The following is a 25,346-nucleotide window of genomic DNA, read 5'->3' as shown; positions in this document are numbered from 1 at the left end:
GTCCGGTTTACGGTCATATCCGTCGCGTCACTGCCGGGCGCGCAGCAGACGCAGCGCGATGACGAAGAGCAGGATGCCTCCCCAGAGCGCGATGGCCAGATGCGGGCTCAGCCCCAGGAGGTTCAGACCGCTGCCGATCACCTGAAGCACCATCAGCGCCGCGACGAGCCCTCCGACCTTGCCGAAGCCGCCGTCGGGATTCACGCCGCCCAGAACGGACGCGAGAACGGTCACGAGCAGGTAGGAGCTGCCGTACCCCGCGCGCGCCGAGTTGAACCGCGCGATCATGATCAGGGCGGCGACGCCGCAGAGCAGGCCCGAAAGAATGTACGCCTTCATGAGAACGCGCTTCACGTCCACGCCCGAGTAGGCCGCGGCGTTCGCGTTCGAGCCGGTCATCCGGACGCCGACGCCCCAGGGCGTCCGGTCGATCCATACGCCGACGAGCACGGCGCAGACCGCGAAGATCACGATCGGAACCGGGATCCCGAGGACCGTTCCGTTCCCGACGAAGAGCACCGCGTCCGGAAAGCCCGAGATCACCGATCCCCGCGTGACGAGGACGCCGATCCCCTCGAGAACCGTCGTCGTCCCGAGCGTCGCGAGAATCGCGGAGACGCCCAGGTGCGCGACGACGAAGCCGTTCGCGGCGCCGACCAGCGCGGAGACGACCATGGCCGAAGCGTAGGCGAGCGCCGTAATTCCGAGGACCGCGCCGGACGACGCGTCGGCGCCGGCGAGCCGCGTGAAGCAGAACGCGGCGGTGATTCCCGCGAGATTCGCGGTCGTGATGATCGAGAGGTTGATGCCCCCGGTCATCATCGCGACCATCATCGCGAGCGCGAGGATGCCGAGCTCAGGGAGCTGGAAGGCCATCGACTGAAGGTTCGCGAGGCTGAAGAACCGCCCACCGAGAAGCGACGCGAAGAGCGCAACGAGGCAGGCCAGCAGCGCGAGCAGCGAACGGATCACGGGATCAATCCGGAACATCGATGCCGACCCCCCTTCCGGCTCCGTTCCGCGCGTTCCACGCCGTGGCGCTCACGGACGACAGGATCACGCACCCGATGACGATCTGGTGCCAGTACGACGAAACTCCCAGAAGCGTCAGCCCGTTCTGCAGGATCGCGATCAGCGCGACGCCGAGCATCGTCCCGAGGAGCGTTCCGCCGCCGCCCGAGAGGCTCGCGCCGCCGAGGACCACGGCCGCAAGGACTTCCAGTTCCCGCCCGACGATCGAGTTCGGAGCGACCGTCTGCATGACCTGCGCCTGGACGACCGCGCCGACCGCCGCGAGAAAGCCCATGTAGCAGAAGACGAACAGGCGCAGGCCGAGCAGGTTGAAGCCCATGCGCGTCGCGGCCTCCGGGTTTCCGCCCATCGCGTAGATCTTGCGCCCGAGCGTCGTCCGGTTCAGAAGGAAGGCCGTGAACGCGAGAACGGCGATCAGCGCGCAGATCGCGAGCGACAGGCTGTAGGTCGCGCCGCCCTGCGTGAAGCTCCAGACGTTCACGCCGTCGGCGAACCACTTCGGGAAGTCGTAGAGCCACTTTCCGCGCGTCACGAAGATCAGGATTCCGTAGAAGACGTTCAGCGTCGCGATCGTCACGATCATCGCGGAGACGCGGAGCGAGTGGACCAGCAGACCGTTCACCGCGCCGAGCAGCAATCCCGTGCAGGCGGCCGCGCTGAAGATCACGATCCAGCCGAAGGGAGCCCCCATCGACCCGCCATACTGCACGAGGATCGACGCGACGACGTACTGGGCCACCGTGGCGGTCGCCATGAAGGAGATGTCGATTCCGCCCGAGATGAGGACCGTGAGCAGCCCGGCCGCCATGATCCCGACGAAGGCGTAGCTGTTCAGCAGATCGAAGAGATTGCTCCACGAGAGAAAGCCGTCGGTCTTCGCGCCGAGAAAAGCGACGAGGAGCAGGATCACCCCCGCGAGCAGGAACTCCCCGCGCAGGGCCGCGAAGCCCACGCGCGTTCGGCCGCAGAGGCGTTCGTCATTCCGCATTGATCTTCACCGCCAGTTCCTTTTGAGAGATGCTGTCGGGGCGATACTCCCCGACGATCCGCCCCTTGCGCATCAGCAGCACGCGATGGGCGTTGCAGAGAACTTCGGGAACCTCGTCGGAGATCAGGATGATCCCGATCCCCCTGGCCGCGAGCGCCTTCACGATCTCGAAGATGCCGTGCTTCGCCGCGATGTCCACGCCGACCGTCGGCGAATCGAGGATCAGGATCTTCGGGTTCGTCGCGAGCCACTTGGCGAGAACCACCTTCTGCTGGTTGCCCCCCGAAAGCGTCCGGACCGGTACGACCGGGTCGGAGACCTTGATGTTCAGGCTTTCGATCCACTCCCGTACGGTCGCGTCGCACCTTCGGCCGTCGATGAGGCCCCCGCGGCCGACGAGGGAGTCGACAATCGAGAGGACGACGTTGTCCCCCGCCGACTGGTCCAGGACGAGCCCGAGCGTCAGCCGGTCCTCGGGCAGGTAGCCGATCCCGGCCCGGATCGCGTCGCGGTTCGATTCGAGCCGGACGGCCGTCCCCTCGACGCGGATTTCCCCGGAGTCCGGCGCGGAGCAGCCGAAGAGCGACAGCGCGAGTTCGGTGCGGCCCGATCCGAGCAGCCCCGTGACGCCGAGGATCTCCCCCCGGCGCAGCGTGAACGAAATATCGGCGTAGTTGCGCTTCTTCGAGAGATTCCGGACTTCGAGCAGCGGCGCGTTCCCCTCGCAGGAGGTCCGGTTGATGCCCCAGGTAAACTGCTTCCCCGTCATCAGAAACGCGAGACGGGCGTCGTCCAGCTCCCGCGCGTCGTACACGCCGGCCTGTTCGCCGTCGCGCAGGACGGTCACGCGCCGGGCGATCTCCATGACCTCGTCGAGCCTGTGGCTCACGAAGAGAATCGCGAGGTCCCGGCGCTGCAGATCGCGGACGACCGAAAGGAGCGCGTCGACCTCCGTTCGCGTCAGGGAGGCCGTCGGCTCGTCCATGATGACGAGACGAGCGTCCTCCGCGATCGCGCGGCAGATCGCGACGAGCTGGCGGTCCGCGATCGACAGCTCGCGGACGGGCCTGTCGGGGTCGAGCGACACGCCGATCCGGCGCATCGCGTCGTCGGCGGACTTCCGGAGCCGCCGCCAGTCCACGAGGCGCCGTCCCTTCTCCATGTACTGCCGGATGCCGATGTTCTCGGCCACGGAGAGGTTCGGGAAGAGCGAAAGATCCTGATAGATCACCTGGACGCCCGCCGCGATCGACTCGTGCGGCGTCAGGCGCGCGCACGGCTTGCCGTCGATGCGGATCTCTCCCGCGTCGGGCGCGTAGACGCCGGACATGATCTTGATGAGCGTGCTCTTGCCGGAGCCGTTCTCCCCGACCAGGCAATGGACCTCGCCCGGGGAGATCGAAAAATCGACCCCCTTCAGCGCGTGGACGCCGCCGAAGGACTTTCGTATTCCCGTGAGTTCGATGACGCAGGGCATATTCCGAGCCTCCAGACTGAAAAAGGAGCCGCGCCGACTGCGGGAGCGGCTCCCTTTGCTGCTGCTTTTTCCGCGAACGGCGTGCGGACTTCCCGCGAACGCCGTTATTGACTTCCCGCGCCGCTAGAAGCCGAGCTTCCCGGCGCTCTCCGCCGTGATGTCGAGGATCTTGTCGAACGTGATGACCTTTCCCTTCGTGTCCGGGTCAGTCACGATCTTCATGGCGCCGAGTCCCTTGATTTCCTGCCCCTCTTTGATCTCCTGCTTGTCGAGCATGGCCTTCGCCACCGCGACCATCGCGTAGCCCGCGTCCGCCGGATCCCAGAGGTAGCCGTGCGTGATGTAGCCGTCCTTGAGGGAGGGGGCCGCGTGGCTCGGGATCACCGTTCCGACGACCGCGACAGCGCCCGCCGGGCCCTTCTTCTTCAGGGCCTGCGCCGCGCCGATGGGGCCGAGGCTTCCGAAGCCGACGATGCCCTTGAGGTTCGGATAGGTCTTGAGAAGGTCGTTCGTCTTCTTGAACGACTCCTCGACCGACTCGCCGCAGGGGATCCGGTCGGTGACGAGCTTCATCTCCGGATACTTCGCCTTCACGTAGGCGAGGCCGACATCCGCCCAGTAGTTGTGGAGCGGAACGGTCAGACTGCCGACGAATACCGCGAACTCGCCCTTGCCGCCCATTGCCTTCGCGACGCGCTCGAAATTCATCTCGCCGAACTTCTTGTTGTCGATCAGCTCGATGTCGAAATCCGCGCCCTTCTGCTTGTCGGACTCGTGCGTCAGGACGATGATGCCCTTGGCCTTCGCCTTCGCAAAGACGGGTTCGAGCGCCTTCGCGTCGTTCGGGACGACGCAGATCGCGCTCACGCCCTTGGCGATGAGGTCTTCGACGATCTTGACCTGCTGCGCCGGGTCGGCGTCCGACGGCCCCTGCTGATAGGCGTTGACCTTGAGTTCGCCGGCCGCCCGCTTGACGCCCTCTTCAAGGCGGTTGAACCAGGGAATACCGCTGATCTTCACGACGACCGCGATTTCGGCGTCCTTCGCCTCCGCGGCGACGCCGCAGAGGATCAGGGAAAGAGCCATGACAAGCGCAAGAGCCACAGATACGTTCTTCCTCATATCCACACTCTCCTTCGTGCGATGATCCCCCGTTTTCGGGGGGAGAACTCATCCCCGCGCGGCCCGGAGCTTCCGCAGGGCCGCGTCCCACTTCCCATCCCGCCCCGGTTCGTAGGTCGCGATGTCGTACGATCGTCCGACGATCTCCCTCCCTTCCTTCGTTCCGGAAACGTCTCCCGTCGCGACGAGCTGCGACAGCATGTTGCCGACCGCCGTCGCCTCGACGGGCCCGGCGTGGACCGGCAGGCCCGAGGCGTCCGCCGTGAAGCGGCACAGAAGCTCGGCCTGCGACCCGCCGCTGACGATGTGAACGGCCGTCACGGGCCGTCCGAAGATCCGTTCCATATCCCCGATCGCAAGAGCGTGATTCAGCGCGAGGCTCTCGTACACCGACCGGGCGATCTCCGCTGCGGTCTGCGGCGCGTCCTCTCCCCGGTCCACGAACCACGCGGCGATCTCGCGCGGCATGTCGTCCGGATTCATGAAACGGGGGTCGTCGGGGTCGAACACGAAGCGGAGCCCCTCCGCCTCCCGCGCGGCGGCGTGGATGTCCGCGAACGAGAGGTCGTTCCCCGCTTCGCGCCAGCACCGGCGGCACTCCTGGATGAGCCAGAGCCCTCCGAGGATCTTGTTGTACGCGATCGTATCGGCGACGCCGCACTCGTTGGAGAAGTTCGCGTCCATCGACGCGGCGGAGCGCTCCGGCGTCGCGAGTTCGCGTCCGAGCAGCGACCACGTCCCCGCGCTGATGAACGCGCAGTCCGGCCCGACGGCCGGCGTCGCGTAGAACGCCGAGGCCGTGTCGTGTCCGCCGACCGCGACGACGCGGACGCTCTCCGGCGCCCCCGTGATGGAGCGCATCTCGGGCGTCAGCGGTCCGAGGACGGTTCCGGGCGCGACGATCGGGCACAGGAAATGGTGCGGGATTCCGAGCCGGTCGAGAAGGTCCCGCGCCCACTCGCCCGTTCCGGGGTCGAGGAACTGCGACGTCGACGCGATGGTCCGCTCGCTGACGCACCGCCCCGTCAGGACCCAGTTGAAGAAGTCCGGCGGAAAGAGCAGGCGCCGTGCCCGTTCGAGCACCCAGGGACGCGCCTTCTTCTCCGCGAAGAGCTGAACGAGCGTGTTGAACTGGATGAACATGATTCCCGTCGTCGCGTAGATCTCCTCGCGCGGCAGGAGCGGGAAGATTTCGTCGTAGAGCCCTTCGGTCCGGGGATCGCGGTAGTTATGGACATTCCCGAGGATCTGCCCCGTTTCGTCGACGAGCGCGACGTCGACGCCCCATGTATCCACGCCGATCGTGAACGGCTCGCCGCCGCTCTTCCGGACCGCGGCGCGGATTCCCTCCTCCACCTCCGACACGAGCCGGAGCATGTCCCAGTACCAGCCTCCGTGCATCCGGACCGGTCCGTTCGGGAAGGTGCGGAGAACCTCCATCGACAGCCGTCCACCGTCGAAGGTTCCCCAAAGCGCCCGGCCGCCCGAGCTGCCGAGGTCGAACGCGAGAAGGCGTCGGGGGTTCATGGTCACTTCTGGCCGTAGTTCGCGAACTTCCCGATGACGACCTCCATCTCTCCCCTCGGGAGGATGACGGGGTCGCCCATCGCCTTCGCGCGAACGTAGATCTGCGCCACGAGTTCGATCTCCTCGGCCGTCGAGAAGGCCCCGAGCATCGTCGGGCCGACCGCGAGAAGGCCGTGGTTCGCCATCAGGACCGCGTTGAACGAGCCGAGCGCGTCGGCCGTGTTGCGGGCGAGTTCGGGCGTTCCGTAGGTCGCGTACTTCGCGAGCGGGACCTTGTATCCCGAAAAGCCGACGAGGTAGTGAACGGCCGGAAGCTCCCACCCCATGCAGGCGATCGTCGTCGCGAAGACCGAGTGCGTGTGGACGACCGCGTTCACGTCGGGTCGCCGGCGGTAGACCTCGAGGTGCATCGCCGTCTCGCTCGACGGCTTCTTCGGAACTTCGACGGGCGTTCCGTCAGGCTCGAAGAGCGCGACGTCCTCCGGCTTCATCTCGAAATAGTCGACGCCCGAGGGCTTGATCGCGACGAGCCCCTCCTTCCGGTCGAAAAAGCTCAGATTCCCGCCCGTCCCCGTCGTCAGACGCGCCGTCACGAGGCGTCGCCCGAACTCAACGATCTGCGTCCGCGCCGTTTCCATTCTCATATCGTTTCCTCCATTCGCGCCGGAACCCGGCGCCCGTTTGTCCGCTCCGTATTCCGCGAAACAACGGGCATTTACTTTTCATTCGATATAATACACTACGAAGGGAAGAAAAGATGCCGCGCACCGTTACGGAGCATCTTTGAAGGAGGAGCGAAGCATGGACGACGAACGCGCTGTCCTGGGCGTGGACTTCGGAACGGATTCCGTCCGGGCGCTGGTCGTGGGCGCGACGGACGGCAGAGAGATCTCGGCCGGAACGGCCCCCTTCCCGCGATGGGCGGAGGGACGCCATTGCGACCCTGCATCCAATCGTTTTCGTCAGCACCCCCGCGACTACATCGAGGCGATGGAGCAAGCCGTACGGATGGCCCTCGATCCGCTGACGCGCGACGAACGCGCCGCAGTCGCCGGGATCGGCGTCGACGCCACGGGCTCCACGCCGTGCGCCGTCGATGCGTCCGGCGCTCCGCTCGCGCTGCTCCCGGAATTCGCGGACGACCCGGACGCGATGTTCCTTCTCTGGAAGGACCACACGGCCGTCGACGAAGCCGCCGCTATCAACGACGCCGCCCGACGCTCGCCGATCGACTACACGCGCCGTGTCGGCGGCGTCTACTCGTCGGAGTGGTTCTGGGCGAAGATCCTCCACGTCCTGCGCGTCTCGCCGAAGGTCCGCGCGGCCGCGTTCTCGTGGGTCGAACAGAGCGACTGGATCCCCGCGCTGCTCACGGGCGTTCGGAACGCCGCCGGCATCCGCCGGAACCGCTGCGCCGCCGGGCACAAGGGGGCGTGGTGCGCGGAGTGGGGCGGATTGCCGCCCGATGTTTTCTGGACGCAGGTCGATCCGTTGCTCGCGGGCGTCCGCGGCCGCGTCGCGGCCGAAACGGTCACGTCCGACCGGGCCGCCGGCGGCCTCTCGCCGGAGTGGGCGGAGCGCTTCGGGCTCGCACCCGGAATCCCCGTCGCGGCCGGAATCATCGACGCCCACGCGGGCGCGGTCGGCAGCGGCATCCGCGAGCGGACCCTGCTGCGGATCATGGGGACGTCGACATGCGACATCATGGTCGTCGACCCTGAGGTGATCGGCGACCGGACGATCCCGGGGATCTGCGGCCAGGTCGACGGCTCGGTCGTCCCGGGCCTCGTCGGGCTCGAAGCCGGGCAGTCGGGCTTCGGCGACGTCTACGACTGGTTCCGCCGCCTGCTCCTCTGGCCGATCACACACCTCGGGGGCAATGTCGCCGACTTCGAAAAGAAGATCCTTCCGGCGCTCTCCGACGCGGCCGCCGTCTTGCCGCCCGACGCATCGCTCCCGATCGCGCTCGACTGGTTCAACGGCCGACGGACGCCGTTCGCGGATCAGCGCCTCACGGGGGCCGTCGCGGGGCTCTCGCTCGGGACGGACGCCCCGCGCCTCTTCCGCTCGCTCGTCGAGGGAACCGCGTTCGGCGCCCGGGCCATCTTGGAACTCTTCCTGCGCGAAGGAATCTCGATCGACGACGTCATCGCGGTCGGCGGCATCCCGGACCGGAACCCCTTCGTCATGCAGGTCCAGAGCGACGTCATGGGCGTCCCGATCCGCGTCGTGAAGTCCGCGCAGCCGTGCGCCCTCGGGGCGGCCGTTTGCGCGGCAGTCGCCTCCGGAATCCACGGGACCGTCCGCGACGCGCAGGAACGGATGGCGAGCCCCGCCCGCGCGACCTACGCACCCGACCCCGCGCTGCGGTCGTTCTACGACGGGCGATACCGCTCGTATCGCGCGCTCGGCGAGGCGGCGGAACAGCTGATCCGCTAGAAAACGAAGGAGCGGGCTGGAGACTCCCCGCCCGCTCCGGAATGTCTCCGAAGCCGTCTAGCGCCTGCGCTTCCGAAGCGTCAGAAGAGCCGTCGCGAGAAGCAGCGCCATCCACGGCGTCCCCGCCGCCGAGCACCCGCCGCCCCCACTTCCGCCGGCCGCCGGAGTGACGCCTCCGGCGGTCCGGACCTTCGCGACGAACGCGTCGAAGATGAGCCCGCCGCCGTAGTGCGTCTGGAAGGCTCCCTCCGTAACCGGGAAGTTCGTCGACGTCGTCCATCCGGAGACGTACGCGCTCCCGGAGGCGTCGACGGCGATCCCATAGATCGCATCGGAATCGTTCCCTCCGAGATACGACGACCAGGCGAGCCCGACGCCCCCGAAGTGGAACTTCGTCACGAACCCGTCCCAAACGCCGCCGCAGAAGGCCATCCGAAACGCGCCCGGCGTCACGGGAAAGTCGGCCGCGAGCGTCCATCCGGTCACGTAGGCGTTCCCCGCGGAATCGGCGGCGATGGCGCGCCCCTCGTCATTGAGCATTCCGTCGCCCCCGAGGTACGTGGCGTAGACGAGCGACACCCCGCCGGGCGCGATCCGCACCACGAACGGGTCCGAATATCCCGCGCCCGTATAAGTCGTATCGAAGGCGCCCGGAGTCACCGGAAAGTTGGGCGAGGCCGTCATCCCGGTGATGAACGCCTCTCCCGTCGCGTTCACGGCGATGCCCATGCCGGCCTCGCCCTTGTCGCCGCCGAGATACGCCGAGTAGAGCAGCAGCGAACCGTCGGCGCTGAGCTTCGAGACGAAGGCGTCTCCATTGTCGTGATACAGGTTCGAAAACGATCCCGGCGTGACCGGGAAGCTGTCCGAAGCCGTCTGCCCCGTCACGTACGCGTTTCCCGACGCGTCGACCGCGATGGCGTAGGCCCTGTCCATTCCGACCCCGCCGAGGAACGTTCCGTAGACGAGGCCGGGGAGCGATCCCTTCCCGACGGCCGCGCCGCCCCCGGACATCCGCGCGAACGGCCGCGCGACGGCGCATCCGCGCGCCTCGGGGACCGCGCCGCACGGGCGCGGACCTTCTCGTACCTTCCGACACCGCATTCACATCCGGACACCTGACGGAACATCGCGACCACTCCTTTCCGAAAACCGCTCCCGGCGCCGAGCCGGGCACGATCTCTCCGGAACGGCGCACAATACGAATAACGCGCACAAACTCGAAAAATCCATCTGCTTTTGTGTTTATCATACCGGAAACCGCGCGGTCAATGAATGGATACCGGAACCCATCATTCATGGACCACTCGCATCCCGCACACCGGCATGATGCAGCGCGTTGCAATAGCGAGAACACTGTGTCATGATGCTCTCCGGCCGGGGACGTCTTCATCCGTCTCCGGACCTAACGCCTCATACGGGAGGAGAAACGAGATGCTCACACAGCGCGATGTACGGTTCACGAAACCGTGTCTTCAGGCGGTCGTCCTCGTTGCGGCGCTGCTGTTCGCGGCCCCGGCCCCGGCGGCACTTCCGTCGCTTCCCGGTCCGACCGAAGGCGCGGGACTCCAGAAGCTCCCCGCCCTGCCGGACCTCCCGACGCTCCCCGATCCCGGCGACGCCGCGGAACCGACGCCGGGCGCCGCGGCTGGTGGGCGCGAATGGACGATCATCGCCTACGTCGACGGCGACAATAACCTCGAACGCTACCTCCTCGCCGACGTGAAGGAGATGGAGCGGGCCTGTCCCGAATCCGGTCTCGATGTGATCCTCCTCATCGACCGATCGAAGGGATACACGAAGGCCTTTGGAGACTGGACCGGAACGCGCGCTTACCGCCTCAGGAAATCGTCCGCCGACGATGCGCTCGGCTCCGAACTCCTCAACGATTACGGCGAACTGAACATGGGCGACCCGAAGCTCCTCGGGGACTTCATCCGCGAAACCCTCAGGAACTACCCCTCCCGAAAGGTGGCCCTCTTCATGTCGGACCACGGCGCGGGATGGATCAACATGGCCAACGACGACGACGCCCCCGGCGCCGCGAAGAAGACGGACGAGATCACGCTCCAGGAGTTCAGGGCCGTCCTCGAACGGACCGCGCCTCTCTGTCCCGGAAAGGCGTTCGACCTCGTCTTCTTCGACATGTGCCTCATGGGACAGGCCGAAACGGTCGCCGCATGCGCCCCGTTCGCGCGCTACATGGTCGCCTCCGCCCCCACCGTCCCGGGGGTCGGCATGGACTTCACGAAGGCGCTCCCGCTCTTCGTCTCCGGGAAAGACACCCGCGACATCGCCGCGGGAATGGTTCGCGCAGGCGTCAGCGGATTCCTCGAAAACGGCGACCGGGACGGCTCCTACACGGCATTCGACCTCTCGAAGACGGACGCGTTCCTCGGCGCGTTCAGGGCATTTTCCGACACACTGACGACCATGATCCCCGGAGAATGGGCGAACATAACGCGGACGATCTTCTACTCGCAGAACTACGGCGGGCGCGAGGACTTCCTCAGGAAGAAGGATTCGATTTCGAGCATCGACTTCCGGGACTGGATCTCCCGCCTGTCGAAAACGCTCGCGAATCCTCCGGCCGCACGGATCGCGTCCCTCGAGAAGGCCCTGGACGCGCTGATCATCACGACGGAAAAGGGGCCGATGCTTCCGTTCTGCAAGGGCCTCTCCCTCTACGCGCCGCTTCGCGAAGACAACCTTCGCGCGGGGTACGACGACCTGGACTTCAGCCGGAAGACGGGCTGGAACGCGGCCCTCTCCGCGCTGTACGAGCGGCAGAAGGTCGACGGGATGACGCCGCCGAAGGTCGTCGCCATCGAAGTCGGCAGCCCGGTTCTCAAGGCGGGCGTCGGAAAACCCACCGGAGGGAAGGACTTCGACATCGCTCCGGCCCGGGAGGTCGTCCCGCTGTCCGGCGGCGACATCCGCGGAAGCTACGTGAAACTCACATTCGACGGGAAGGCCATCCTCTGGGGGTACGCCGCGTTCGCCTGGGCCGACGCCGAAAACGGCGAATACACCGTCGTCCACGACACGCTGCTCCTCGACGAGGACATCGATCCCGAAGCGAGCGCAAAGAAAAAGGAAGAGGCCGCGGACGTCACGACGGCACTGACCCCCGTCTTCACCGACGGCCGGAACGAACTCCTCTACCAGATCGGGGGACTCGTCCACAAGCTCGCGAACGGCGACCGGAGCGTCCCCGTCACGATCAAGTACCGGAACGTCGCCGACCTCTCCCGCTTCACCATCGCCGCGACCTACGCCGACGCCGAGACGAAGGGCGAGGTCCCGATCGAAATCACCGTCGACGCGACCGACTACAGGATCGCCGGCATCATTTCCATCGTTCCCACGGAAAACGGCGTCTCCGTCAGCAACGTCGAACCGAAGCCGGACGGGATCGTCCGTCCCTCGCTCCTGAAGTTCGGCCCGGACGGCAGGATCGTCGCGGTTCCGGGAGAACCGATCGAGTGGGGCGACGGACTCGACGTCATCCTCGACCTCATCCCGGGGGGAAAGATCCTCCGCATTCTCGGAAAGGCCGAATCCATCGGAGGCCGGGGAGCCGCGCTTCTCGGCGGTCCCGTCGTCGTCGCGGCAAACCCGCTGCTCACTCCGTACATCGATGCGACGCACCGCTTCGGAACGGAAAAACTGCCCGGACGATACGCCGCGTTCGGCGCGATTCCGTTGCGTTCCAACCCGAAGGAATACACGATGGCGCCCACGGGGGTCGTCATGGACCTCCGGGACGACGCAAATAACGGGAGAACGTTCCGGGGCGTCATCGAAAGCATGGGCGAAAAGCCCGTCGAACTTTCCTTTCTCTGGGAACCGCGCGGACTGCCGATGCTGACCTCCTGCGTCCCAAGCGATGACGGGAAACGCCTCGTCCCGATCGACCGGAAATTCGCCGTCCTCGTGACCGAAAACGGCAGGCATTCGTGGACCACCGTAAGCGCATCGGACGGATCGTTCCTCCGGCTCGTCCCCATCGGCGAAGCCGACTTCCCCCGGGAATTCCTGAGCGGAACGTGGAACGGAAACGACGGCAGTACACTCACGCTCGCGAAAGGATCGGCAGTCTACATTCCGGACAAAGGAGCGCGGATCCGCGGCGCGTTCACCGTCCGGGACAACCTTCTGACCATCGCCCCGGCGTCCGGCACGGCAGTGTCGCTGTATTTCGGCGTCAACAGGGAGGACAACAGCCTGACGGCGACGTTCACAGACACCGATACGGCCGTGATCTACACGAGGGGGAAGCCCGCGCCGAAGCCCACCGCGCAGCCGAAACCCCAGCCGCAATCACAGGGCATCACCCTCGACGGAACGTGGGGAACCATGTTCAACGGCCAGCAGCTCGTCATGCAGGTCGCGGGGAATCGCTACCAGGTCTGGATCGACGGAGCACCCTACGAATCGGGCGTGTTCAGCGTCCAGGGGGACGTCATGCACGTGCGGACCGCGAACGGGATGGTCTTCAGCCAGTACTTCCGGATCGACCCGACGGGAACCGTATTCACCGTTACGAACGCGCAGACGGGAATGACGGTTGTCTACCAGCGCCTCCGATAGCGCGAATAAAGCGACACCGGCCGGCCTGGCTAGGCCTCTCCCTCCGCGTCCCCGACCGGCCGGATCGCCCCGATCCCGAGAAGCGCTTCGAACGTATTGGCGGCGCCTCCATGTTTGACGAGCAGACCGTCGACGCCCGATCGAAATCGACGCCGTCGATCGTCACCTGTCTGCCGGTCGGAGCCACACCCAGCCAGGAACCCGCGCGAGTCCCGCGCGACGGTCTGAAAATTCGCGGCCTCCTCAATCAATCTCCGGCTCACCGCCTCGTTGCGCTCCTCCGTCGTCATGGCATCCTTCTTCTCTCCATCCATACACCCTGTGAGGCAACGAAAATATGACATTAATAACCTAATCCACATCAATGTAATGAATGCATTCTTTTTAATTATACAAATAAGCATATCTCGTGTTCCGAACGTCCGCAAGAATCCGTATAATATGCGCAGGTACATTTCGGGAGGGTTTTTTATCGAATGAAACTCATGACGTGCTCGCTCTGCCAAAAGCTTTTTTCCGGCGATGGCCCCGAAATCTGTCCGAACTGCATGGACAGGCTGAACTCCCTTTTCCATGTCATTCGCGACTATATCGAAAACAACCCGGAAAAGGATCTCGACGCGTATTCCCTGTCCAAGGCGCTGGACATCGATCTTCGATACGTCCAGGCGCTGGTTCGCCTGGAATACCTCGAACCGATGGTGCTGCCGCTTCCGGAACCGGCAGAGGTTCAGGAGCTGGGAGACGAAACCGAAAAAAAACGCGTGCTTGCCCGGCAGCTTCAGGAATCCCTCTCGAAATCGCTCGCATCGCAAGAGCAAAAAAGTTCGAGAGGCCTGAAAAACGCAATGTACGCACAGGACAAGTATGGCATCAAAGACGGAGGAAAATAGAATGGAATTTCTGGACCTGGCGCGACAACGGTGCACGACACGAGGCTTCACCGACAAGGAAATCGACGCGAGCGACCTCGGCTATATCCTCTCCGCCGCGCGCGTGGCGCCGACCGCGTGCAACAGGCAGCCGCAGCGGATCATCGTCGTCCGGCAGCCCGATGGAATTCTCAAGGTCCGGAAGGCGTACCATACCTTCAACTCCCGATGCGTCCTCATCGTCTGCCGGGACGCGAGAGACGCGCTCGTGCGTCCCTTCGACCAAAAATGTTCGGCCGACCTGGACATCGGCATCGTGTGCGACCACATGATGCTCGCCGCGCGGGAGCGAGGCATCGGTAGCGTTCTCGTCGGCCTCTTCGACCCGCGAATCATTGCCGAAGAGTTCGGCCTCCCCGGATATATCGAACCGACGACGCTGCTCTTCCTCGGGCGCCCGGAAAAAGGCTTCCTGAGCCCCGACCGGCACGAGACGGAGAGGAAGCCGCTTGAAGAGACGGTGATGTACGAGGGGTACTATCTCTGACGGATGCGATGGACAGCGGGCAACAGGATACGCGCCATGATCGCGATCCTGATTTCCGGCTTCATGACCGCCTTTTAACCTTTGCTCAGAATCAATGTTCGTTTTCTGCAACCACCCGTTGCGCCTCGACGATAAAGTCACGGATAGCGGGCGAAGCCTCTTTGAGGGAACGTATCGCGATCCCGAGTTCCCGGTGCGAATGAGGAAACACCGGCAGGACGCGCACCTTGTCGCAGCGTCCGCGTATCGCCAGCTCCGGCAGGATAGTCAAACCCATACCGTGCTCGATCAGATTGATTAAAGCCTGATCATCGATGTTTGTTGGGATGTAGTTCGGTTTTGCGCTGACGGACTCCATGGCGTGCATCATATCGACATCGAACCCTTGTGACGCCACATAAAGATCCTGGCCATCCAACTTCTCGAGACTGAATACCGCCTCACCCTTGTTGTCGTAATCAGGCGGAAGAACCGCATATAACGGGTCATCTTTCAGATAGACCCAGTCATACTTCCCTTCGGTAAGTCTGCTGGTGAAAACGATGTCCATCCCATCCTTGTCCAACAGCAACTCAATTGTATTCGACAAATCCACCATTCGAAAATCGACACTCACATTCGGATGCTTTGCGCTGAAACGCTGAATGACGACGGGCATCCATTGGATGGCGACACTTGCCAAGGTTGCAACGTGAATCGTTTCCTTATGCGCGTTTCTGATCTGCTCGATTTCGGCGCTCAGAGCGTCATAATCCTGTATTACCTTTCTGATCGCCGGCGCAAGGCGCTTTGCATCTTCTGTCAGTGATACGCCGCTATATTTGCGGACAAGAAGGGGAAAGCCGATTTCTTTTTCCAGACGGTTCATCATGCGCGTCAGACCTGCCTGCGTATATCGGAGCGCATCTGCGGCTTTGTTCATGCTGCCGAGCTCAACTGCTACGAATAGGGCCTTGATCTTTTCAACATCCATTATGCTCTCCCCCAAACAGCTATAACGACTTGTTATAGTCTTATTATATCTTGTCGTTTCTCAGAAAGCTATGGACTTGCTAAAATAGTAAAAATATTGCATTCGTGTTTGAGAAGGGATGAAAAATGAAAGATAGCAAATCTCCATTCGCATCGGTATTGCTCACGAGCGCATCTTTTGCGGGGTACAACATCGGCTCCGGCTTTGCCACCGGTGTGGAACCCTTGCAGTTTTTCGGTGCCTGGGGCGCGCAGTACGCATTTTGGGGAGTCTTCATAGCGGCGCTTGTTTGTATTGCGGTCTTGAGCGCGGTGTATGTGACGGGATATGAACAGCAGTTTACGAAGGGCAACGAGATATATTCCCATTTTTTCGGCCGGCGTCTCGGTATCGTGCTCGATTGTTATATTTACGTCAGCATGATTTGCGTCACGCTCACCATGATGAGCGGGGCAGGCGCTACGATTAGTCAGTACAGCGGGCTTCCTGCGTTTGTCGGAGCCGCGCTCATGGGGACTTTATGCATTATAGCCGCACTGCTCGGCCTTGAGAAGCTCAGGTACATCCTGAGCTATCTTTGCGTTTTTATTGTTCTGTTTGTTCTGCTCTGTGGAGGCTACGCCGCCCTCACGTCAGAGGTCGGCCCCTTTGCAGGCTCCGCCAACGTCGATCAGTATGCGGCGGCGGGAAAGGTTCTACGAGCCAACGTTTTTGGTTTTCGGAATCCTTATCTCAGCGGGGTATCCTCGGCCGGGCTCCTGATCGGCTCGGGCTTTGCGTGGACTTCCGCCACAGGCGGCCTGTGCGGCAGTAGAAAAGAGGCGGCCTTGTCCGGCATCTTTTCCTCGATGTTCTATTACGCTGCAACGGCGGTCGTCGTTTATCTGGTGCTTACCGCCATGAATCACATTGCGGGCGCAGAGGTGCCCTTGCTGGCGGTGGTGCAATTCTTTGTACCGAAACTGTCCGCTGTTTATTCATTCATTATCGTTGCGGCCATCTTCTCGACCGTTTCCGGCAGATTGTTTCTGATCGCCGAAAGATATGACCGCGGCAACAAAAAGCTGCACATCGCCATCATTGTCAGCATTACGATCTTCGCAGCAGCCTGGGCGTCTTTTATTCCTTTCAGCAAAATATCCAACGTCATGTTTTCCATTATGGGAGCCGTCGGAATTATATTAGGAAGTATTGTGTTGATGCGATTTTTTATTTTGAAAAGAGCGTCAAGTCAATAATTAGGAGGATCATGTAAATAAACAGATCCACGCTTGTCTAAATTTTATTTGGGATAGCCGCATATTTGTGATCATATCATCGCACGGAAAAAGTCCACGAAGTATTTTCCTCACACTCCCGTCGGGAAAAAGTGGTCGCATGCCTTCAGAAGGAGCTTCCGCTTCAGCGGATGCTCCCCCACGGATCCCCCGATCATCCCATCGAGGATGTCGAGAATGTCCGCCTCGTTTTCGTTCTCCAGACCGCGTCGGAGGATATTCACCGGGTCGGTGCGCATCTGCAGGACATGGATTTCCTGTTCGATTTCGGAGGCCGCCGAGAAGCGTTCTTCCGTCGTGAGCGACCGGTCGTCCTGCAGCCGCCTGAGTTCCAGCCGCGTATGTCCGATGCGCGCACGGTTCGTTTCGTAGTTCGACAGGCACCAGGCGATGTATTCGCCTATTCCACAGGGAATGCTTCTCATGTCCGCCTCCGCATCCGGTGGAGAACCCCGTGGTATCCCCCCGATCTGGCGTTTTGTCCCTTTCCGGCTATTGTCCCCGAAGAGCCCCGTTTTTTCCATTGAAAAATGCAGGAAATTTCTCTATTTTCCATCATAATATCCCTTTCCTCTTGAAGGATCGCTCGGATTCCGCGTTCCGCCCGGTGCGTGGCGGCGTGATATCATATTCCGTCGGTATACGGAATGGGGACGCATCCCCGGGATAGACGAGGAGTGAAGACGGAATGAGCGAAGGGAAAGAACCCGCCGCGGGCTCGCGCGAGGATTACGCGCTGACGCCCGTGCCGGAGAGCGAACGCAGGGGATTTTTCTCGATTTCGATGGTGATGCTCGGGTTCACCTTTTTCGCCGCGAGCATGTGGACGGGCGGGACGCTCGGAACGAGTTTTCGTCTCTGGCCGGATCTCGTGGTCACGGTGCTCGCGGGGAACCTGATACTCGGCGTCTACGGCGCGATGCTCGGATATGCGGCCTCGGCGACGAATCTGTCCACTCACGTTCTCGCCCGCTACGCTTTCGGCGTGTTCGGGTCGAAGTTGCCGTCCTTCATGCTGGCGATCACGCAGATCGGCTGGTTCGGCGTCGGCGTCGCGATGTTCGCCTACCCCATCAACAGGCTCACCGGCGTGCCGGTCATGCCGCTCATCGCGATTGGAGGCATCCTGATGACCGCGACCGTGGTCATAGGGTTCCGCGCCATCGAATGGATCAGCTGGATCGCCGTGCCGGCGATCGTCTTCCTCGGCTTCTGGTCGATGACTCACGCGTTTCTGGACGCGGGCGGGATTACCGCCCTCGCGGCGATAACGCCGACGAAGCCACTGTCTTTCGCGCAAGGGATCGCCCTCGGCGTCGGGTCGTTCATCAGCGGAGCGACGCTGACGCCGGATTTCGTGCGTTTCTCGCGCAGTCGTTCGGGCGGCGTCGGCGCCACGGTCGTCGGGTTCACGTTCGGCAACAGCCTGATGTTCTTTTTCGGCGCGATCGGAGCCATGGCCACAGGTCTTGCCGACATGTCCGAGGTTCTGGCGGCGCAGGGGCTCCTCGGCGGCGGCATCGCGCTTCTGGCGCTGAATATCTGGACCACGAACGACAACGCGCTCTACGCCTCCGGACTCGGGCTCGCGAACATCACGGGCGGCAGGCGCGCGCGGCTCACCGTCGTCGCTGGAACGACGGGAACTTTCCTGGCAGACTTCCTCTACAACAACTTCACGGGGTGGCTCGTCTTCCTGAGCGTTTCCCTTCCTCCGATCGGCGGCATTCTCATCGGAGATTTCTTCCTCCGACGGAGGGGACGCTGCCCTTCACTGAATGACGTATCCTTCCGCTCGGTGAACTGGGCCGCCATGATCGCATGGGCCGCGGCGATCGGCGTCTCGTCCGTCTCCCCCGCCCGCGGAGTTTTCTGCATCGCCCCCCTGAACGCGATCATCGCCGCCGCGGTTATCTATGTCGCCGCCGATCGACTCTTCTCGGGTTCCGTTCGGGTTTCGGACCGCGAGAAGTCGCTTTCCGCCGGGTGCGACGCGAAGGAGGAATGAAACGCATGATGGATCTCGTGGTACGAAACGCACGCCTTCGGTGGTGCACGGAACCTCGCGATATCGGCATCGACGGGGGCGTCATCCGCTCGGTCGGTCCGGCGCTCGAAGAGAAGGGGCGCGAGGAGATCGACGCGGCGGGACATCTGACGACGTCTCCCCTGTGCGATCCGCACCTGCACCTCGACGCGGCGCTTTCGGTCGGTGATCCGCGATACAACGAGTCCGGTACGCTGCTCGAGGGAATCCGGATCTGGGGGGAACGCAAGTCGGGACTCACGCGGCAGGTCATCGTCGACAACGCCGTCGAAGCCGTCCTCTGGGAGTTCGCGAACGGCGTCCAGTTCATCCGGACGCACGCGGACGCGACCGATCCGAAGCTGCTCACGGTCGAGGCGCTTCTCGAGGTGAAGGATCGCGTGAAGGATCTCGTCGACATCCAGATCGTCGCGTTTCCGCAGGACGGCGTCTTCACGACTCCCGACGGCGAAAAACTGATGCGTCGGGCGATGGACATTGGGGCCGATGTGGTCGGAGGAATCCCCCACAACGAGTTCACGCGCGAGGACGGCGTGCGTGACGTCGAATTCGCCTTCGCTCTGGCCGAAAGGCACAGCGCGATGATCGACATCCACTGCGACGAGACGGGCGACGACCAGTCGCGATTCGTCGAGGTCATGGCGAAGCTCGCGATCGCGGGCGGAATGGGAGAGCGCGTGACCGCGAGCCACGCGACCGCCATGCACAACTACAACAACGACTACGCGTTCAAGCTTCTCGGCGTCGCGAAGCGCGCGAAGATGAACTTCATCACGAATCCGTTCGACAATTCGGTGCTCCAGAACCGTACCGACGGCTACCCGCGCCGCAGGGGGCACACACGCGTCGACGAAATGACGGAGCGGAGCGTGAACGTCTGCATCGGACACGATTCGATCATGGACCCGTGGTACCCTATGGGGAAAGGTTCGATGCTCCAGGCCGCGAATCTGTTGATGCACACGGCTCACATGAGCGGTTTCGGGCAGATCGGGGCGCTTTTCGACATGATCACGGACAACTCCGCCCGAACCCTTCAGGTGGAGGACCGCTACGGCATCGCGCCGGGCAGGCCGGCGAATCTCGTTGTGTTCGACGCGGAAAACGAATTCGACGCGATCCGGCTGGGCAGCGAATGCCTTTTCGTGATTCGCGGCGGCGCAGTGGCGCTTCGGACCGTTCCCGCGCGACGGTCGCTCGATTTCGCGGGTTTTCGCAGGGATGTCGACTTCCGCGCGTCCGGACCGGTCGGAGCGTCCCCCGGAAGAACCCCCGGGGGACGATGACGACACGCGCCGCCTTCTTTACGAAGGCGGCGCGTGTCTTTTCTCCCCGTTTTTCTTCGATCCGCCGGCCTCAGAGCGTGATTCCGGCGTCGATCCTTCGGATCGTCCGTGCAAGAACCTCCGCGCCCCGAACGAGGTCATCCGGAGCCGTGTATTCGTCTTTCGAGTGACTGATGCCGCGAACGCTCGGCACGAAGATCATTCCCGTCGGGATGACGTGCGCGATCGGGCTCGCGTCGTGCGACGCGCCGCTCGGCATCCTGACGCACGCGACGTCGAGGTCGCGGCACGCCCCCTCGATGGCGTCCTGCATGACGCTGTCGAGGCGGACGGCGGGCTTGGCGACCATGAGCCGCATCGCTCCCGAACATTCCGTATCGGCCGACAGCAGCGAACGGAATTCGTCGGCCGCCTTCGCGGTGATCGCGTCTTCCGTGGACCGCAGCTCGAGCGTGAAGACGGCCGTTCCCGGAACGACCGGAGCGACGCCGGGTTCGAGCCGGAAGACGCCCACCGTGCTGACCATGTCCGTCCTTTCCCCGATCGACGCGAACCATCGGTCGAGGATCCGCGCCGAGGTCCGCATCGCGTCGTGGCGCTCCTTCATCGGCGTCGTGCCCGCGTGGTTCGCCTCTCCCGTGACCGTAACCTCGTAGCGCGTGATACCGACGATCGCGGTCGGGATGCCGATCGCGATTTTTCTCCTCCAGAGCGTCGGTCCCTGTTCGATGTGGAGTTCGAGGTACGCGGCGTAGCGCGAGGAGTCCGCCTTCGAGGCGGCGACGTCATCCGCCGTGAGCCCCACGTGTTCGAGCGCGAGCGGCGGCGTTTCGGACGCCATTCCGGCGAAGGAGCGGCTTCCGAACGTTCCGCCGAGCTCGCCGCCCTCCTCGGCCGTGAACGCGGCGATTTCGATGGTCCGCGTGTGCGGCGCGTATTCGTGGACGGCGCGCGCGGCCTCGAACGCCGCAAGGACGCCGTAGGCCCCGTCGTAGATTCCTCCGCCGGGGACGGAGTCGAGGTGCGACCCGGCGAGGATGGCGGGCTGGTCGGGCTCGGTCCCTTCGTACCAGCCGAAGAGGTTGCCGACCCTGTCGATCCTCGTGGCCATCCCGGCCGATTCCATGAGCGAACGGACGGAGTCCCTGCCTTCGGCATACGCGGCGCTGTAGGCGGTCCGGTTCAGTCCGTTCCCGCTCCAGCCGATGCGGCCGAGGGCCGAGACGTTACGAACCAGCCGTCCGCCGTCGAGCGAGAAGCCCTTACCGGACGGCAACGCCGAGACGCTCCAGAATTGCCCGGATGGCCTTTTTCGTTTCGTCCGTCGCGGGAAGGATCGGGAGACGCGGCAGGCCGCCCCTGTAGCCGACCATTTCCATGGCGGCTTTCATGCCGCCGATGCCGAACTTCGCCGTGACGGCCGCGTTGAGCGCCATGAGGTCGAGCTGGAGTTTGCGGGCCTTGTCGATGTCGCGCGCGACGCACGCTTCGTAGAGGTCGACGCAGCGGTCCGGCACGACGTTGGCGAGCGCGAGCGTCCCGCCGACGCCGCCCAGGAGCGTCGTGGCCATCAGGAAGCTGCCCGACCCGGCGAAGACGGAGAACGATTCGTCCACTCCGGCCAGGACTTCCGCGATCTGGACGATGTTTCCGCCGGAATCCTTGATTCCCGTGACGTTCGGGTGCTTCGAAAGGCGGATCGTCAGCGCCGACGGGATATTGACGCCGGAGTTTCCGGGCATGTTGTAGAGCATGACGGGAATCGGCGACGCGTCCGCGACCATCGCGAAGAACTTCTCGAGCGCGGCGTCGGTCATGTCCTTCTTGTAGTAGTTCGGCGTGACGACGAGCGCCGCGTCGGCTCCGGCGTCCGCGCATGCCTTCGTGAGCGCGATGGTTTCCCTGAGGGATTCGCAGCCCGTTCCGGCGATGACGGTCTTTCCGGAGGAAAGCCCCTTGCGGGTGGCCGTGACGAGCGCGACTTTTTCCTCGAACGAAAGCATCGTGAACTCGCCGTTGCTCCCGAGGGAGACGAGTCCCGAAAGCCGTGTCTTATCGTACGACGCCATGTTTTCGGCGTACGCGCCCCAGTCGATCTCTCCGTCTTTCGTGAAGGGCGTCGCTACGGGTGCGAAAATTCCGGTGATCCGTTTCATCTTCGATAGTCCTCCTTAGCGATTCTGTGCGGGTGTCCGCCTGTATGTCATTGTATTACCTGAAGAACTGCAATGGCCAGAGGGAAAGTGCGGGAATGTAGGTGATAAGGAGAACGGCGACGAGGTTCGCGAGCATGAATGGAATCGAGCCCCGAAGGACCTTTTCGAACGGTGTCTTCAGGATGTTGGCCGCGACGAAGAGGTCCACGCCCATCGGCGGCGTCACCATTCCGAGCGCGAGGTTCGCGACGATGAGGATTCCGAAGTGGATCGGATCGAGGCCGATCCTCGTCGCGAGCGGCATGAGCAGAGGCGTGAAGAGAACGATATTCGAGAGCGTATCGATGAACATTCCACCGATCAGGAAGATCACGTTGAAGATGAGCAGAATCACGACCTTGCTGCTCGTGAAGGACGTGATGAGGTTCGCGAGCATTCCCGGGACGTCCTTGACGTAGAGGAACTTCGCGAACGCTCCCGCCGCTCCCATCAGGATCAGGCACGACGCCGTGATGACGGCCGCTTCGACCATCGCCTTGCAGAGTCCCGAAAGCGACAGCCCGCGCGTGATGAACCCGAGCGCGATCGCGTAGACGACAGCGACGACCCCGGCCTCGGTCGGCGTGAAGACGCCCGAATAGATTCCGCCGAGGATGATGATCGGCATGAGCAGCGCCCACTTCGCGTCCCAGAAGCGCCCCACGACCCAGAGCGCCCCTCCCTGCCGCGGCGCGCCGACGTAGTTGCGCTTCTTCGCCATGAAATAGGTCAGGACCATGAGGGCGACGCCGACGAGAAGCCCCGGAACGACGCCCGCGATGAAGAGGTCGGTCACGGAGGTGCCGGTCGTGACGGCGTAGACGATCATCGGGATCGACGGCGGAATCAGGACGCCGATGCCGCCTCCGCACGCGAGGAGCCCGCCCGTGAATCCCTTGTCGTAGCCGCGTTCGTTCATCGCCGGGATCATGATCGCCCCGATCGCCGCGACGGTCGCGGGGCCCGATCCCGAGACGGCCGCGAAGAACATGCACGCGACGACGGCGGAGATTCCGAGTCCGCCGGGGAAGTCGCCCGCGACGGCTTCGGAAAGGTCGGTGAGCTTTTTCGAGATGCCGCCGTTGCTCATGAGCGTTCCGGCGAGGATGAAAAACGGCAGCGCGAGCAGTGTGAAGGAATCGGCCGTGGTGACCATCTTCTGGGCCGTGAGGATCATCGCGCGGTCGATGCCGCCCGGCATCCACGCCGAGAAGACGAGACTGCTGACGCCGATCGAGACGGCGATGGGGACGCCGACGAGCATCAGAAGGAACATCGTTCCGAAAACCGCGAGGAGCATGTCCTCTCCCCTCCTATCCGCGTGGAGACGGAGACGCGAAAACCGTCTTCCGCCGCGCGAGAAGCGGGATAATCTCCCGCTGTACGATCCGGACCACGAGCAGCCCGAACGCGACCGGCCCCACGACGAAGTAGGACCATGTCGGCAGGCTCATGGCCGGCGTTATTTGCCCGCTCGAGTATTGCATCTCCGTGATGATGACCGAATAGCGCACGAGAAGGACCGAAAATCCGACGAAGACGAGCGACGACGCGAGATCGAGGAACCATTGCGTCCTCGGTCCGACGAGAAGCTTGAGGATTTCGACCCTGACGTGCTGGAGCTTCTTCTCGCACAGCGCGAAGCCGACGAGACACAGCATGACGAAACAGACGCGCATGAGCTCCTCGGCCCAGCCGTAGACGAAGCTCATGAGATACCGCGTGAACACCTGCTGGATACCGACGAATGTGATGATCGAGAAGAGGACGACCGTGACGGCTTCTTCGAGATACGCGTCGATCCACTTGAAAACGTTCATGGAACTCACTCCCGTTTCCCCGGCCGGTTTGCGTGCGGCGTCATCCGGCGAGGATATAGTGTGCCGGGGGAGAGGGGGATCTCCCCCGGCGTCGAAAGGGGTGCGTCGAGATCAGTTCTGGGGTGGAACTTCCTTGAAGTCCTTCTGGAAGTCCATGACCTTCGTGTAGATATCCTCGCCGACTTCCTTGATGTGATCGTCGTAGACCTTCTGCGCGGCCTTGCGGAACGCGGCGCGCTGCTCGGCCGTCAGTTCGACGATCCCGGGCGCTCCGGCGGCCTTGAACTCCTCCATGACCTTGCGGTTCGCCGCGAGGACGTTTTCCTGGTCCCACGCGCAGGCGGCCTTCGCGGCCTTCATGACGACGGCCTTCTGATCGTCGCTGAGGGAATCCCACGTCTTTTTGGAGATGACGAGCATCATCGGATCGAGGACGTGTCCGTCCATCGTGATGTACTTCTGGACCTTGTAGAAGCCCTGCGCCTTGATGTTCTCGAACGGGTTCTCGCCGCCGTCGATGACGCCCTGCTGCAGCGCCGTGAAGACCTCGGAGAAGTCCATCGGGATCGCGTTCGCGTTCATGGCCTTGAACAGCTCCATGTGGATCGGCGTGGACATCGTGCGGATCTTCAGGCCCTTGAGGTCTTCGGGCGTCTTGATGGGCTTGTTGGAGTGGATGTGCCGCCACCCCTGCGTCATGTAGCCCACGGCCTTGATGCCCTTCTCTTCGAGGGGCTTGGCCACTTCGAGCGCGAGATCGCTGTTGAAGAACGCGATGCCCGCCTCGGCGCTCTTGAAGAGGTACGGAAGGTCGTAGATCGCGACGGCCTTGCTGAAGGGCGCGAGAAGCCCCGTGCTGATGACCCAGAAGTCCGTGACGCCCATCTGGATCTGTTCGATGCCCTCGCGGTTGTTGCCGAGCGCTCCCGCTCCGATGACGTTGACCTTCATCGCGCCCGCGGATTCCTTTTCGACGAGTTCGCCGAACATCTTCGCGGCTTTGCTGAAGATGTTCATGTCCTGCCCGGTATGCCCCAGCGACATCTGCCGGACGTCCGCGGACGCCGTTCCCGCGGTCATTGCGACGAACAACGCTCCGGAAACCAGCGCCTTCACTATCGACTTTCTGTTCATTCTCTGTGTCCCCTCCT

The 25,346-nt window shown here is 63.4% G+C and carries 22 protein-coding genes; 7 read left to right on the top strand and 15 right to left on the bottom strand.

Annotated features, from left to right (window positions below; translation table 11 throughout):
• Window positions 1-27: 27 nt before the first annotated feature.
• From ACZ5IU_RS09525 to ACZ5IU_RS09500, 6 genes are all read right to left on the bottom strand, one after another.
• Window positions 28-990, bottom strand: coding sequence for an ABC transporter permease (locus ACZ5IU_RS09525; protein ID WP_464416656.1), 963 nt, complete (start codon window positions 988-990; stop codon window positions 28-30).
• A complete protein-coding gene (locus ACZ5IU_RS09520; protein WP_464416654.1) occupies window positions 977-2,020 on the bottom strand; it encodes an ABC transporter permease in 1,044 nt (347 codons plus the stop codon). The genes ACZ5IU_RS09525 and ACZ5IU_RS09520 overlap by 14 nt, the downstream gene beginning before the upstream one ends.
• Window positions 2,010-3,497 carry a sugar ABC transporter ATP-binding protein gene (locus ACZ5IU_RS09515; protein ID WP_464416652.1) on the bottom strand — a complete coding sequence of 496 codons (1,488 nt, stop codon included), beginning with the start codon at window positions 3,495-3,497 and terminating at the stop codon, window positions 2,010-2,012. The genes ACZ5IU_RS09520 and ACZ5IU_RS09515 overlap by 11 nt, the downstream gene beginning before the upstream one ends.
• A 123-nt stretch (window positions 3,498-3,620) precedes the next feature.
• Window positions 3,621-4,619: a substrate-binding domain-containing protein gene (locus ACZ5IU_RS09510; RefSeq protein WP_464416650.1), complete on the bottom strand. Its 999-nt coding sequence runs from the start codon at window positions 4,617-4,619 to the stop codon at window positions 3,621-3,623.
• Window positions 4,620-4,667: 48 nt separating this feature from the next.
• Window positions 4,668-6,146: a rhamnulokinase gene (locus ACZ5IU_RS09505; RefSeq protein WP_464416648.1), complete on the bottom strand. Its 1,479-nt coding sequence runs from the start codon at window positions 6,144-6,146 to the stop codon at window positions 4,668-4,670.
• 2 nt (window positions 6,147-6,148) lie between these two features.
• Window positions 6,149-6,790 carry an L-fuculose-phosphate aldolase gene (locus tag ACZ5IU_RS09500; RefSeq protein ID WP_464416646.1) on the bottom strand — a complete coding sequence of 214 codons (642 nt, stop codon included), beginning with the start codon at window positions 6,788-6,790 and terminating at the stop codon, window positions 6,149-6,151.
• A gap of 157 nt (window positions 6,791-6,947) precedes the next feature.
• Between ACZ5IU_RS09500 and ACZ5IU_RS09495 the strand changes: the two genes are divergently transcribed.
• On the top strand, window positions 6,948-8,585 hold the full coding sequence (locus ACZ5IU_RS09495; RefSeq protein WP_464416644.1) for a ribulokinase: 1,638 nt from the start codon (window positions 6,948-6,950) through the stop codon (window positions 8,583-8,585).
• Between the two features lie 57 nt (window positions 8,586-8,642).
• Here ACZ5IU_RS09495 and ACZ5IU_RS09490 read toward each other — a convergent pair whose 3' ends face one another.
• Window positions 8,643-9,689 (bottom strand): SBBP repeat-containing protein, encoded by a 1,047-nt coding sequence (locus tag ACZ5IU_RS09490; protein ID WP_464416642.1) that lies wholly within the window; start codon window positions 9,687-9,689, stop codon window positions 8,643-8,645.
• Between the two features lie 330 nt (window positions 9,690-10,019).
• On the opposite strand from ACZ5IU_RS09490, the gene ACZ5IU_RS09485 reads away from it, so the two are divergent.
• The gene (locus tag ACZ5IU_RS09485; protein ID WP_464416640.1) at window positions 10,020-13,178 is read left to right on the top strand and encodes a clostripain-related cysteine peptidase; all 3,159 of its coding nucleotides are present in this window, start codon (window positions 10,020-10,022) and stop codon (window positions 13,176-13,178) included.
• Between the two features lie 29 nt (window positions 13,179-13,207).
• On the opposite strand, the gene ACZ5IU_RS09480 is transcribed toward ACZ5IU_RS09485, so the two are convergent.
• A complete protein-coding gene (locus ACZ5IU_RS09480) occupies window positions 13,208-13,468 on the bottom strand; it encodes a hypothetical protein (protein WP_464416638.1) in 261 nt (86 codons plus the stop codon).
• Window positions 13,469-13,654: 186 nt separating this feature from the next.
• Here ACZ5IU_RS09480 and ACZ5IU_RS09475 point away from each other — a divergent pair, with 186 nt between their 5' ends.
• Together ACZ5IU_RS09475 and ACZ5IU_RS09470 are read left to right on the top strand one after the other, a co-directional pair.
• The gene (locus ACZ5IU_RS09475) at window positions 13,655-14,071 is read left to right on the top strand and encodes a hypothetical protein (protein ID WP_464416636.1); all 417 of its coding nucleotides are present in this window, start codon (window positions 13,655-13,657) and stop codon (window positions 14,069-14,071) included.
• Window position 14,072: 1 nt separating this feature from the next.
• Window positions 14,073-14,597: a nitroreductase family protein gene (locus ACZ5IU_RS09470; protein WP_464416634.1), complete on the top strand. Its 525-nt coding sequence runs from the start codon at window positions 14,073-14,075 to the stop codon at window positions 14,595-14,597.
• A gap of 91 nt (window positions 14,598-14,688) precedes the next feature.
• Here ACZ5IU_RS09470 and ACZ5IU_RS09465 read toward each other — a convergent pair whose 3' ends face one another.
• Window positions 14,689-15,570: a LysR family transcriptional regulator gene (locus ACZ5IU_RS09465; RefSeq protein WP_464416632.1), complete on the bottom strand. Its 882-nt coding sequence runs from the start codon at window positions 15,568-15,570 to the stop codon at window positions 14,689-14,691.
• A gap of 125 nt (window positions 15,571-15,695) precedes the next feature.
• On the opposite strand from ACZ5IU_RS09465, the gene ACZ5IU_RS09460 reads away from it, so the two are divergent.
• Window positions 15,696-16,808 carry a hypothetical protein gene (locus tag ACZ5IU_RS09460; RefSeq protein WP_464416630.1) on the top strand — a complete coding sequence of 371 codons (1,113 nt, stop codon included), beginning with the start codon at window positions 15,696-15,698 and terminating at the stop codon, window positions 16,806-16,808.
• Window positions 16,809-16,918: 110 nt separating this feature from the next.
• On the opposite strand, the gene ACZ5IU_RS09455 is transcribed toward ACZ5IU_RS09460, so the two are convergent.
• Window positions 16,919-17,272, bottom strand: a complete 354-nt coding sequence (locus tag ACZ5IU_RS09455; protein WP_464416628.1) for a hypothetical protein — start codon at window positions 17,270-17,272, stop codon at window positions 16,919-16,921.
• Window positions 17,273-17,535: 263 nt separating this feature from the next.
• On the opposite strand from ACZ5IU_RS09455, the gene codB reads away from it, so the two are divergent.
• Both codB and codA read left to right on the top strand, forming a co-directional pair.
• A complete protein-coding gene (gene codB, locus ACZ5IU_RS09450; protein WP_464416626.1) occupies window positions 17,536-18,855 on the top strand; it encodes a cytosine permease in 1,320 nt (439 codons plus the stop codon).
• On the top strand, window positions 18,852-20,180 hold the full coding sequence (gene codA / locus ACZ5IU_RS09445) for a cytosine deaminase (RefSeq protein WP_464416625.1): 1,329 nt from the start codon (window positions 18,852-18,854) through the stop codon (window positions 20,178-20,180). The genes codB and codA overlap by 4 nt, the downstream gene beginning before the upstream one ends.
• Before the next feature lie 70 nt (window positions 20,181-20,250).
• On the opposite strand, the gene ACZ5IU_RS09440 is transcribed toward codA, so the two are convergent.
• The 5 genes from ACZ5IU_RS09440 to ACZ5IU_RS09420 all read right to left on the bottom strand — a co-directional run bounded on the left by ACZ5IU_RS09440 (window position 20,251) and on the right by ACZ5IU_RS09420 (window position 25,329).
• Complete coding sequence (locus tag ACZ5IU_RS09440) at window positions 20,251-21,456, bottom strand: hydantoinase/carbamoylase family amidase (RefSeq protein ID WP_464416623.1); 1,206 nt, start codon at window positions 21,454-21,456, stop codon at window positions 20,251-20,253.
• Entirely contained in the window at window positions 21,443-22,336 is an 894-nt protein-coding gene (locus ACZ5IU_RS09435) for a dihydrodipicolinate synthase family protein (protein ID WP_464416621.1), read from the bottom strand. The genes ACZ5IU_RS09440 and ACZ5IU_RS09435 overlap by 14 nt, the downstream gene beginning before the upstream one ends.
• A 55-nt stretch (window positions 22,337-22,391) precedes the next feature.
• On the bottom strand, window positions 22,392-23,675 hold the full coding sequence (locus ACZ5IU_RS09430; RefSeq protein ID WP_464416619.1) for a TRAP transporter large permease: 1,284 nt from the start codon (window positions 23,673-23,675) through the stop codon (window positions 22,392-22,394).
• A gap of 13 nt (window positions 23,676-23,688) precedes the next feature.
• Entirely contained in the window at window positions 23,689-24,195 is a 507-nt protein-coding gene (locus ACZ5IU_RS09425) for a TRAP transporter small permease (RefSeq protein WP_464416617.1), read from the bottom strand.
• Between the two features lie 111 nt (window positions 24,196-24,306).
• Window positions 24,307-25,329 (bottom strand): DctP family TRAP transporter solute-binding subunit, encoded by a 1,023-nt coding sequence (locus tag ACZ5IU_RS09420; protein WP_464416615.1) that lies wholly within the window; start codon window positions 25,327-25,329, stop codon window positions 24,307-24,309.
• Between the last annotated feature and the right edge of the window lie 17 nt (window positions 25,330-25,346).

This window comes from Lactivibrio alcoholicus (assembly GCF_055390895.1).
Note: the sequence above shows the minus strand (reverse complement) of the source record. Positions and strands in the feature narration are given on the sequence as shown.